Origin of the sequence: Streptomyces sp. NPDC016640 (assembly GCF_043076215.1) — a bacterium.
Lineage (GTDB): Bacteria > Actinomycetota > Actinomycetes > Streptomycetales > Streptomycetaceae > Streptomyces.
The window spans coordinates 340,436-351,373 of sequence record NZ_JBIBRG010000001.1 but is presented as its reverse complement, the minus strand read 5'-3'; the positions used below and the strand labels follow the sequence as shown (position 1 = coordinate 351,373).

Below are 10,938 nucleotides of genomic sequence, written 5' to 3'. Positions count from 1 at the left end.
GGGTCCCGTCGGGATCGTGGGATCCGGAGGGCCGACCGGACAGACCAGCGAGCCGGACGGCTCGAGGAGCCGGCATCGGTCGTGGAAGCGGTATCAGTCGTGCGCGGGGGCGAGTACCCGTGCCAGCGCCGGTTGCAGATCGTGTACGGCCCGGCTGCTCCGGAACCGGGAGAGTTCCCGCGCGAGACGCCGGACGTCGCTGTTCACCGTCGCCGAGGGCACGGCCGGCATCATCCCCAGGAACTCCCCGGCGATCGCGCACGCGTGCTCGGCCTCTCCGGAGGCGGCGTGGGCCAAAGCCCTGCGGAAGCCGTACCGGGCGCGGGTGCGCAGCGCGTGCGCTGGGAGGCGGCGGCACTCCCGGTCGAGGACCTCGGCGGCGTCCTTGGGGCGACCGAGGTCGTACAGGCACCAGCCGGTCGTCATCGCCGCCGGATCGCTCACGTGGGTGGTGCCGATCACGGGCTCGGCGCCGCTGCGGGCGTCGTCGCTATCGAGCAGTTCCCGCGCCCTGTCGAGACTGCGGAGGCAGTCGTGTTTGTCGCCGATGAGCGCGTGTCCCTGCGCCTCCCGCTGGGCCGCGAGTCCCCGGATGCGCGGCGGGAGTTCGCTGCTCTGGGCCCGCCGGGCCAGGGCGACGGTACCTGCGGCGTCCCCGTCGTAGAGCGTGACAAGGGCGCGTCGCACGAGCGCGTAGGAACCGAGGTACGGATCGCCCCCGGCGTGCGCCAGTTCGGCGGCCTCACCGGTCCAGCCGAGAGCCGCGCCGCTGTCCCCGGCCTCCTGGGCCATCCAGCCGGTGAACTCCGCGAACCGCGACGCGAGCAGGAACCCGGGGGCACGAGTGGCGGACGGGGCGCCGGCGGCCAGCCCGGCGACCGTGCGCGTCTGCGTCTCCAGTAGGGGAAGCAGGGCCTTCGGCGCGGTGGACTGGCCGAGCTTTCGCAGTTGGTCGAACTGTGCGCGGAAGGAGGGGAGGAGGGGGTCGACGGCAGCGGGCGCCTGACTGCCGAGTTTCAGGCCGAGGTCGATCAGCGCCCCCGTACCCGCCGAGAGGACTGCCCGGCGCCCGACGAGCCAGAGGTTCGTGGCGGCGGGCGTTTCGGTGGTGTCCGAGTCGCTCTCGGGGCGGACGGCCAGGCGCCGCAGCTCGCCGTTCGCGCCGAGGAAGGCGTCGCACCGCTGGGCCAGTTCGGGGGATGCGGAACGTTCCCCGCGCTCGACCTTGCTGAGGTGCCCCTTGTCGTAGTTGAGCGCTACGGAGAACTCGGTCAGAGTCAGCCCCGATTCCTGCCGTAAACGGCGAAGTTCCGGGCCGAAACGTAAAGGTGTGCTCATCGTTAGCCTCCCCCTTGAACAGTGATCGTGAGAGTTGTGCGCTCCCACAGGGAACTTTCGTTCGACATTCACTGGCCGATGCGAAGGCCGACGACGAACACCTGTTGCGACCGCGGCGTTTTGCTTCGCATCCGAGGGCGAGTCTGGCATGGGGCGTGCCTCAAGAATCGGGGTTCGGTGGGGTTGCCCGTTGCCTCTTCTGACGAGCTGCAGAAGGTGGCGGCGGGGAAGCGACCCGGTCGGTGCGTGATGTTGAGCAGGCGGTGCCGGGTGGGCAAGTCACGACTGGTCGAACAGCTTGCAAAGCGGTCCGGAGCCCCGTTCTTGTTCTACGCGGCAACCTGCGCGTCCCCTGGAGATGACCTTGGACAGTTCGTCTCAGGACGCCCAGGCGTCGAAGCTGCTGATGGCGCGGCTCGTGGCCGCCGCGTGGTCGGAGAGCTGGGATGCCGCGTTCGATAGCGCGGGTTGTCCGAGTCCTTCCTCGTGACGTAGCGCTCGATCACGTAGCCGTAGCCGATCTCCTCGGGGTGCTGGGACGGCATCGGTCACCTCTCCGGGTACAGGTCGCTACGGTCGATCCAGGTGGGGGCGACGAAGACGTTGTCGCCGACGGGGGCCTCGGAGGCTTCCAGCAGGGACCAGGTGCGGGACTCTTCGACCAGGTGCTCCCAGGGCGCGGTCCAGTCGAGTTCCCAGTCCAGGGCGGTACCGGAGATGCCGTACGTGCTGCTGGCGTCCAGGTGCCAGAACTTGGAGTAGAGGATCACCTGGGCGTGGTCGGCCAGGTCGTTGATGATCTCGGTGAAGTGGGCCGAGGGCCAGCCCGGGGCGTCGTCTGCCACGGTGGTGCGTAGGTGCGCGGTGAGCGGCGGGACGACGGGGGTGCGGGCGCCGAGTTCGGTCAGCGCCCAGCGGATGCCGACGGACTCGGCCCAGTCCGGTGGGGTCGCGCGTTCCAGGCAGGCGCGGTAGACGCGGTAGACGCGGCGCAGGGTTTCGACGGCGCCGTCGATCTCCAGGCTCGCCAGGGCCATGGCCGCCCATTCGCGGACGGTCGGGTTGTCGCTGTCCAGCAGGCCGATGAGAGCGGGGCCGCAACGGGGATCGCCCACCTCCTCGAAGACCTCGATGGCGGTCAGCTGGCCGAAACCGTCGAGGGAGGGGAGTCCGTCGATGAGGGTGGGGATGGCGTCGGCGCCGAGCCGGATCAGTTCCGCGCGGGCGTCGTGGGACTCGTCGGCCTTGCCGTCGAGCTGCTGGACGAGTGTCTCGATGTGGGAGGTCATGACGCGGAGTGGTCCCGGCGCCAGAAGGTGGGCAGCCACCAGCAGAGCACCGAGAGGTCGTCGGGCCACGGGGCGCGGTCCTCGGCCGCCCAGTCCTCGAAGGAGTCGCGTGTCAGGTCGATGGGGCGCCAGGCGGGGTCGAGCGGCTCATCCTCAGCCGGAGGGCGGACGTACCGGCGGCCGTGTTCGTCGCAGGCACCGAAGTCCTGGTAGTTGCGCTGGGCCTCGATCAAGGAGACCTTGTTCGCGCCGCCTGCCATGGTCGGCCAGCGGAACTAGACCCCGTCGTCCTCCCGGAAGCAGACGGGGCAGATCTCGTACGAGCCGGGTATCGCGTCCAGCACGCGGTGCCCGCAGCAGGGACAGGGGTAGGAGTCGCTCACCTGCGCAGTCTCCTTGCAGGCCCCGCCGGTGTGCCAGGGATTTCGCCGCCTCGGATCCCCCGGCCAGTCCGCAGCCAGTCCGCAGGACACTCGTAAACGGCCGGCGGGAGCCAACGCATGCCGACGAGGAAATCCCAGGTCAGAGCCCTGGAAAGCGATCTGTCGCAGGTCAGGATCAGACCGCAGGCGTTCCGCTTCAACGTGTAGTTGTTCCGGTGCCGTGCGTCAGGTGACTGCCAGGCGTGCAGTTCGGACGGGGGTCCGCCTCCGCGGAGGCGGACCCCGTCGTTTTCCCGTGCCGGATGGGTGCCGGATGCTCTGATTCCCCGTCAGGGCGGTTCGGGTGTCGTGGATTCCCGGTGCGGATCCGGCCGGTGCGCCAGGCGTTTCCCTGCCTTGGCGCCCCCGGTCGGTCCGCAGTCGGTCCGCATGCGTGTGGGGCGTCCCCGGACCCCGGGACGCCCCACAGGAGGCCTGCGCATACCCCTCGGCGACGGGTCGCGGGCCGCGTGCACCCGCCGGGAGGGGGCGTCAGGGGTTCAGGTTGGTCATCACGTGCTTCAGGCGGGTGTAGTCCTCCATGCTGTAGCTGGACAGGTCGCTGCCGTAGCCGGAGTGCTTGGTGCCGCCGTGGGGCATTTCGGCGGCCAGGGGGATGTGGGCGTTGATCCAGACGCAGCCCGCCTCCAGGTGCCTGGCCAGGCGCATGGAACGGGGGTGGTCCCGGGTCCAGACGCTGGCGGCCAGGGCGTAGTCGACGCCGTTGGCCAGGGCCAGGGCCTCCTCCTCGGAGGAGAAGGGCTGGACGGTGAGGACCGGGCCGAAGACCTCGCGCTGGACGATCTCGTCGTCCTGGCGCACGCCGGCGACGACGGTCGGCGCGTAGAACCAGCCCTCGTCGCCGACGCGGTGGCCCCCGGTGAGGACGCGGGCGTGACCGGGAAGGCGGTCGATGAAGCCGCCGACCCGCTGGAGCTGGGTCTCGCTGTTGAGCGGGCCGCAGAAGGCGGAGGTGTCCGAGGGCGGACCGACCCGCGTGCCCTCGGCCTCCTTCACCAGGGCGGCGAGCAGGTCGTCGTGCACGTCCTCGTGGACCAGCACGCGGGTCGCGGCGATGCAGTCCTGGCCCGCGTTGAAGAACGCGGCCTGGGCGATGCCCTCGGCGGCGGCCGCGAGGCCGGCGTCGGGGAAGACCAGGGCGGGCGCCTTGCCGCCCAGTTCCAGGTGGACGCGCTTGAGGCCGGCCGCGGCGGTGGCGGCCACCTCCATCCCCGTGCGCACCGACCCGGTGACGGCCACCATGTCCACGTCCGGGTGGCCGACCAGGGCGCGTCCGGTGTCGCGGTCGCCGCAGACGACGTTCAGCACGCCGGGCGGCAGGACGCCCGCGGCCAGCTCCGCCAGGAGGACGGTGCTGCGTGGGGTGGTCTCGGCGGGCTTGAGGACCACCGTGTTGCCGGCGGCCAGGGCCGGTGCCACCTTCCACACCGCCATCATCAGCGGGTAGTTCCAGGGCGTGACCTGACCGATCACACCGAGTGGCTCCCGGCGCAGCATGGACGTGAAGTCCGGCGTGTACTCCCCGGCCGCACTGCCCTGCAACGAGCGGGCGGCACCCGCGAAGAAGCGGAGCTGGTCGACGGTGGGGACCAGCTCCTCCTGGAGCGTGGTGGCACGCGGCTTGCCGGTGTCCGCGCACTCGGCGTCCACGAGGGCGTCGGCGTGGGCCTCCACGACGTCGGCCAGGCGCAGCAGCGCCGCCTGGCGTCCGCCCGGGGTGGCGTCGCGCCAGCCGGGGAACGCGGCGCGGGCCGCGCGGACGGCTGCGTCGACGTCGGCGGCCCCGGCCCGGACGGACGCACCGCAGACGGTTCCGGTGCAGGGGTCGATCAGATCGAGGGTGGAGCCGTCGGCCGCCGGGACCGAGGCCCCCGCGATCACGTTCTGGATCATGGCTGTCCTTCCGGTTGTTCCTCGCGCCGCGGCTGCCACCCGGGGCCGCGGAAGAGATAGCCGCCCGCCTCGCGCGGGGAGTGGGCGCGGCGCAGGTCACGGCCCAGGCGCAGCCACTCGAAGGTGGCGATGCGCAGCGGGTTGTACGACTTGACGTTGGTGGTCATGCCGTAGGCGATGCGGCTCTCCTCCGGCTCGAAGGAGCCGAACATCCGGTCCCAGACGATGAAGACGCCGCCGTAGTTCTTGTCCAGGTAGGGGTAGTGGCTGGCGTGGTGCACACGGTGGTGCGACGGGGTGCAGAAGACCCACTCGACGGGGGCCCACAGCTTGCCCACCTTCTCGGTGTGCAGCACGAGCTGGTAGACGAGGCCCACGGTCTGCACGACGAGCAGCATCCACGGCGGGAAGCCCAGCAGCGGCTCGGCGGCGAAGAAGGGGATGGAGGTCATCGGCGCCCAGGAGTTGCGCACCGCCACGGTGAAGTTGAAGCGCTCGCTGGAGTGGTGGACGCTGTGCACCGCCCACAGCACCCGGACGCGGTGGTGGGACCGGTGGAAGGCGTAGTAGCACAGGTCGTCCAGGACGAACAGCAGGACCCACATCCGCCAGTCGCTCGCGTCCACGCGCAGCGGGCTGATCGTGTAGAGGGCGGCGATGATGGCGACGTTGGTGCCCTGCCAGAAGAAGTTGACGACCTGGTTGCCCATGGCCAGGCCCAGACTGCTGGCGGTGTCGCGCAGGTCGTAGCCGGTGTCCTCGTCGGAGGGCAGGTACTTGTGCGCCAGCAGCTCCAGGCAGACCAGGACGGCGAAGACCCCGACGGTCAGGCCGAGTGTCGACCAGTTCACGGAAGACCTCTCACGGGCTCAGGCGACGACGCGCACGGCGTCGGGGAACCGCAGCGCGCTGGACTTGCGCAGGTCCCGGGTGACGTTGACGCGCTTGAGCCAGCGGTCGGTGCCGTCGTAGCGGGCCTTGAACGGCTGACGGCCGTGCACGAGGCGGAAGTTGTCGATGAAGACCACGTCACCGGGGCGCAGCGGCACGTCGGTCAGCCCGCCCTCGATGGCCTCGCCGATGCGGTCCAGGGTGCGCCGGGCGGGCTCGTCACCGGGGGCGGTGTCCATGTACGCCGGGTCGATCTGGAGGAAGGGGTCGTGCGGGGCACCGAAGAGGACCGGCACCGCGTCGGGCTCCTCGTTCATCTGCTCGGTGCGGTCGAAGCCCTCGCGGTGGCGGTCGGCGTTCTCCGCGTTGTACGCCTGCAGGTGCGACTTGTCCGGGCGGATGCGGAAACGGGGCTCGAAGGCGCAGCGGCGCTCCTCCTCGGTGAGCACCGAGGGGTCGAAGCCGCCGACGGTCGTGGCCACGCCGTCGGGGTTGCGCAGACACATGAGGACCACGTAGTCGGCCCGGTAGGGGTGGAACGCCTCCTCGGTGTGCCACATCAGCGGGGCGGTGCTGCCCGAGCCGAGCTGCTCGTCCTCGTGGCCACGGGTGGGCACCACGTCGTGGACGAGACGGCCGTCCTGCTGGGTGGCCCAGCCGAACACGTCGCCCAGCAGGGAGCTGTACAGGACGAGGGCGTTCTCCAGCCGGTGCACGGCCGGCGGTACGGGGCGGCTCTCGCGCCAGCTGGACGGGGTGGGCCCGATGGCCTCGTCGGGGACGTCGAGCCCGCCGATGACCAGGGCCGACGAGCCGTCGTCCGCGTGCAGTCCCGCGAGCGCCGCGCGGACCGCGCGGGGCAGGCGGTGGGCGATCAGCGGGGCCTCGCGCAGGAAGGCGGGGTCGTCGGCGGCCGGGTGTTCCCCGGCGGCCTCGGCGCACAGGGCGGCCACGGCATCCCGGTCCTCGGCGGTGAGGTCGATCCTGGTGAGCATGGGAGTTTCCCTTCAGGCGAGTGCGTCCACGGCGCGCAGCAGGCGGTCGACGTCCTCGGTGCTGGTGTAGCAGGACAGGCCGGCGCGGACGGCGCCGTCCTCGTGCAGGCCCAGGGCGTGCATGACCTCGTGGGCGTAGAAGATGCCGCTCCAGGTGGCGATCCTCTGCCGGGCGAGGTGCCGGGCGACGTCGTCGGCGCGGTGGCCGGCGACGGTGAAGGCCACCGTGGGGGTGCGGTCGGTGTGGTCGTGCGGGCCGTGCACGCGTACGTGGGGCATGGCCAGCAGGCCGTCGAGGAGCGGGGCGAACACGGCCGTCTCGTCCACGGCGCGGGCGTGGTCGAGGACGAAGCGGGCGGCCTCGGTGGCGGCGGCGATCGCCTCGAAGGACGGGGTGCCGGTCTGCCAGCGGTCGGGGGCCTCCTGGGGGGCGGGCCGCACCCGGTCCGGGTCGAGCGCGTCGAGCAGACCGGGGTCGGCGCACAGCACGCCCAGGTGCGGGCCGTACCACTTGTACGCGGAGCTGACCAGCACGTCGGCGCCGAGGGCCGTGCGGTCCACCGGGCGGTGCGGGGTCAGGTGCACGGCGTCGACGAGGACCCTGGCCCCGGCGGCGTGCGCGGCGGCGGCGATGGCCGCCACGTCGGGGATGCTGCCCAGGGCGTTGGAGGCGCCCGTGACGGCCACCCAGCGGGTGCGGTCGCTCAGCAGGCGGGTGACGTTCTCGGTGGGCAGCCGGCCGGTGTCGGTGTCCACGTCGGCGAGGCGGACCGTGGCGCCGGTGCGGGCGGCGATCCGCAGCCAGGGGGCCACGTTGGCGTCGTGGTCCAGGCGCGTGCACACGATCTCGTCGCCGGGGCCGAGGCCGGCGGCCACGGTCTGCGCCAGGTCGATGACCAGCGAGGTGGTGTTGGGGCCGAAGACGACGCCGCGCGGGTCCGTGCCGAACAGCTCGCCCATCGCGGCCCGCCCGCGGGCCACGACCTCGTCGGTCGCGTCGGCCGCGGCGAACATGCCCTCGGTGTTGGCGTTGTCGCCGTTGGTCAGGTAGCGGGTCATCGCCTCCACGGCGGTGTCGACGGCCTGGGTGCCCCCGGGCCCGTCCAGCCGGGCCCAGTCGCCGCGCAGCCCGGGGAAACGGTGCCGCAGGCCGGTGGTGGTCGCGGGGTCGGTGACGGTCATGCGGTGGCTCCTGATCCGGGGACGGCGGGTGGGACGCAGGCGGTCAGTGGCGTGATGCGGAGGCCGAGTTCGCGTACGCCCAGGGCGCAGGCCCCGGCGAGGGCGCTGCCCAGGGCGTGGCCGCGGAAGGCGTCGGTGCGCGGCTGGAAGCGCACCCGGTCGCCCACGGCGGACCGCTCGGTGCGCAGGGTGGCGTCGGGGCGGTCGTGACGCCCGGCGGGCCGCAGCGTGCCGTCGGGGCCGAGGAGCAGGGCGAGCCGCAGGCCGGGCTCGGCCGGGGCGTCCAGCCGGATCTTGGCCTCGCTGTGCCGGACCCGGTCCAGCGCGTCGAGGACGGTGCTCTCCAGCAGGGCGGGGGCCACGTCCACCGGGTCGCCCTCGCGCAGGACCCGGCACAGCAGGTCGAAGGCCAGCTCGGGCCGGGTGCTGTCGATGTTGAGACCGCTGCCGAGGCGGGCGTTGACCTCGGTGGGCAGGAAGCCGTCCGCGGTGAGGACGCCGTCCAGGGTGAAGGCGCCGCGGTAGCCGTAGAGCTCGCGCAGGGCGCGGCCGACGGCGCGGGCGGTGGCGCGCAGCTCGGCTCCGCGGGGTGCCGGGCAGTCCCAGTACGTGGAGGTGCCGGCGAAGACGAAGGCGCCGTCGGGGCGGCGCAGGGTCAGCAGCTCCAGCGGGCGGAAGACGGGTACGGCGTCGCTGCCGGGGACGACCAGGCCGTGGATGCTGCACGGCAGCCCGTCGAGGAACGGCATGACCCGCACGCGGTCGGCGCGCCCGGCGAACTCGGCGGCGAGCGCGGAGGTGTCGGCCCCGGGCGGGTGGTGGCGGGTGCCGCGGGCCCCGGTGTGGATGCCGTCGCGGGCGTCGGCGGCCCACACGGTCCCTCCGGCGGTACCGAGCCCGCGTACGGCCTCGGCGAGCGCGCCGGGCTCGCACGGGACGACCGTCTCCGGGGCCGCGGCGATACCGGCCCGTTCCCAGACCTCGTGCACCCGCACCTTGTCCTCCGCGACCGTCCAGCGCGGGCGCCGGTGGCCGTAGCGGCGGCGGTGCAGCAGTTCGGCGCCGTCCGTGTCCAGGGTGTCCAGGACCAGGGCGGAGCGGTCCGGGTCGAAGGCGTCCAGGCGTGCGGCCAGCTCGGGCGTGGGCCGGGACAGCAGCCGGGTGAACTCCGCGGCCAGGGTGTCCTGGTCGCCGGAGGCCAGACCGGCGTCCCACCACACCAGCCGCGCGGAGGCGGGGCGGCCGGCGGCGGGCGCCGAGTCCGGGCGGGCCGACAGGGCGAACACGCCGGCCGCGCCCAGTTCCAGCAGCTGGGTGACGCGCGGGACCAGGCGGGCGGGGGACATGCCGGCCAGGACGCAGCGCCGGCCCGCGACCGCCCGCGCGGCCTGGGCGGCGAAGGGGGTGGCGGTGTCCGGCGCGGTGCCGTGGGCCGTGGCGGGGCTCATCCGGTCCACGCCTTCGGCTCGGCGGACGCGGCCCGCGCGTTGTGCTCGGCCCAGTACACCTGCGAGGACCGGATGGAGTCGGCCGGGTCGGGCATCACGTGCGTGCACCCGATGGGCTCCTCGATCGCGAGGTAGACCTGGTAGGCCGCGTACATCTCCACCCGGCGCAGCTGGACGCGGCTGAGGGTCTCCCGGGCGAAGGGCAGGTGGAAGCGGTTCCACGCCTCGGGGGTGACGAACGGCGGCGTGGACAGCGCCGAGGCGCCCCGCGGGACGCGCCAGGAGTTCAGGCCCTCCACCGTCAGGTCGAACATCTCGCCGACCCGGGGGGCGTCGGCGCCCCGGCCGAGCACCGAGGCGCGGGGCTCCTCGGGCGGCCCGGCGTACACGGTGTCGGTGATCCACGCGGCGAGGTCGTCGGCAGCCACGATCTCCACGTAGGCGTCCTTGACTCCGACGACCGCCGGGATCACCCCGGAGCACAGGCCGGAGACGATCCAGAAGAGTCCGCTGAACCGGTCGATCGCACCGTCCGTGCGGCGGCCCATGACCATGGGGAAGCGGACGACGTCGGTGCGGGCGTGGCGGGCCGACGCCGTCCGTTCCGCCCACGCCTTGGACCACTCGTAGGTGTTGCGGTAGTCGGCGGGGTCGGCGGACGCGCCGTCACCGCGCAGACCCGCGGCGAAGGTGGTGGACAGCTGGAGGAAGTGGGTGTGCTCGTCCGCCAGGTCGAGCAGGGCGTTCGTCGGGCCCACGTTGGCGGCCTCGGCCTGGTCGGCGGGCAGGTTCCAGCGGGTGTCCGCGGCACTGTTGACGATGACGTCCCAGGAGGTGTCGCGCAGTTCCCGGGGCGGCGGTTCGGAGCCGATCCTCCAGGCGTACTGGCCGGGGGCGCCGCGACTGCTCACCCCGGTCACGTCGGCGCCGCGGGCGCGCAGGTGGCGGATCAGCTCGCCGCCGACCGCTCCCGTCGCGCCGGCGACCAGGATCCGCGGGCTCACGGCGTCACGACCCGCTGCTCGATGGAGGTGAGCATCTGCTGGGCGTTGTCCCGCAGGGCCTTGGCGGCCACCGGGTTGAGCATGTCGGCCAGCAGCGGGATACCGATCTCGAACTCCACGAAGAACGTGGTCACCGAAGTGCGGTCGCCGTCCGGGTCGACCCTCCAGTAGCCGCCGAAGTGGTCGAGGTCGCCCGTGAGCTGCCGGAACGTCATGGTGCGGTCGGCGTCGTCGATCTCGTCCTCCTCGACCCATTCCAGCGTCGAGCCCTTGAGCAGCACCGACCACTCGCTGACGCGCCGCGTACCGGAGGAGTCGGTCACGCGGACCGAGTTCACGCTGTCCATGTAGTCGGCGTAGTCCTCGATGCGGCTGACGGCCTGCCAGGTCTCGTCCGCCGGCGCGGCGATGCTCAGCTTGACTTCAACGGTGGGCACGGTGTTCTCCTTCGGTGG

9 protein-coding genes and 1 pseudogene are annotated in these 10,938 nt (G+C 72.7%); all 10 read right to left on the bottom strand.

The genetic code is table 11. From position 1 onward, the window contains the following. Positions 1-93: 93 nt before the first annotated feature. On the bottom strand, positions 94-1,338 hold the full coding sequence (locus tag ACF07S_RS01620; RefSeq protein WP_391973175.1) for a helix-turn-helix domain-containing protein: 1,245 nt from the start codon (positions 1,336-1,338) through the stop codon (positions 94-96). A gap of 548 nt (positions 1,339-1,886) precedes the next feature. Further along, positions 1,887-2,627, bottom strand: coding sequence for a HEAT repeat domain-containing protein (locus ACF07S_RS01615; protein WP_391973174.1), 741 nt, complete (start codon positions 2,625-2,627; stop codon positions 1,887-1,889). Then, positions 2,624-3,010: pseudogene (locus tag ACF07S_RS01610) on the bottom strand (CPCC family cysteine-rich protein). Before ACF07S_RS01610 ends, ACF07S_RS01615 begins: the two are co-directional and overlap by 4 nt. Positions 3,011-3,541: 531 nt before the next feature. Further along, on the bottom strand, positions 3,542-4,963 hold the full coding sequence (locus ACF07S_RS01605) for an aminobutyraldehyde dehydrogenase (protein ID WP_391973173.1): 1,422 nt from the start codon (positions 4,961-4,963) through the stop codon (positions 3,542-3,544). Continuing rightward, a complete protein-coding gene (locus ACF07S_RS01600; protein WP_391961516.1) occupies positions 4,960-5,814 on the bottom strand; it encodes a sterol desaturase family protein in 855 nt (284 codons plus the stop codon). The genes ACF07S_RS01605 and ACF07S_RS01600 overlap by 4 nt, the downstream gene beginning before the upstream one ends. Positions 5,815-5,832: 18 nt before the next feature. Then, positions 5,833-6,849 (bottom strand): guanitoxin biosynthesis L-enduracididine beta-hydroxylase GntD, encoded by a 1,017-nt coding sequence (gene gntD / locus ACF07S_RS01595; protein WP_391961515.1) that lies wholly within the window; start codon positions 6,847-6,849, stop codon positions 5,833-5,835. Between the two features lie 12 nt (positions 6,850-6,861). Next, entirely contained in the window at positions 6,862-8,031 is a 1,170-nt protein-coding gene (locus ACF07S_RS01590) for a cysteine desulfurase-like protein (protein ID WP_391973172.1), read from the bottom strand. Next, the gene (locus tag ACF07S_RS01585; RefSeq protein WP_391973171.1) at positions 8,028-9,479 is read right to left on the bottom strand and encodes a hypothetical protein; all 1,452 of its coding nucleotides are present in this window, start codon (positions 9,477-9,479) and stop codon (positions 8,028-8,030) included. The genes ACF07S_RS01590 and ACF07S_RS01585 overlap by 4 nt, the downstream gene beginning before the upstream one ends. Then, positions 9,476-10,483 (bottom strand): NAD-dependent epimerase/dehydratase family protein, encoded by a 1,008-nt coding sequence (locus ACF07S_RS01580; RefSeq protein ID WP_391961512.1) that lies wholly within the window; start codon positions 10,481-10,483, stop codon positions 9,476-9,478. The genes ACF07S_RS01585 and ACF07S_RS01580 overlap by 4 nt, the downstream gene beginning before the upstream one ends. After that, positions 10,480-10,920 carry a type II toxin-antitoxin system RatA family toxin gene (locus ACF07S_RS01575; RefSeq protein ID WP_391961511.1) on the bottom strand — a complete coding sequence of 147 codons (441 nt, stop codon included), beginning with the start codon at positions 10,918-10,920 and terminating at the stop codon, positions 10,480-10,482. The genes ACF07S_RS01580 and ACF07S_RS01575 overlap by 4 nt, the downstream gene beginning before the upstream one ends. Positions 10,921-10,938 lie beyond the last annotated feature (18 nt).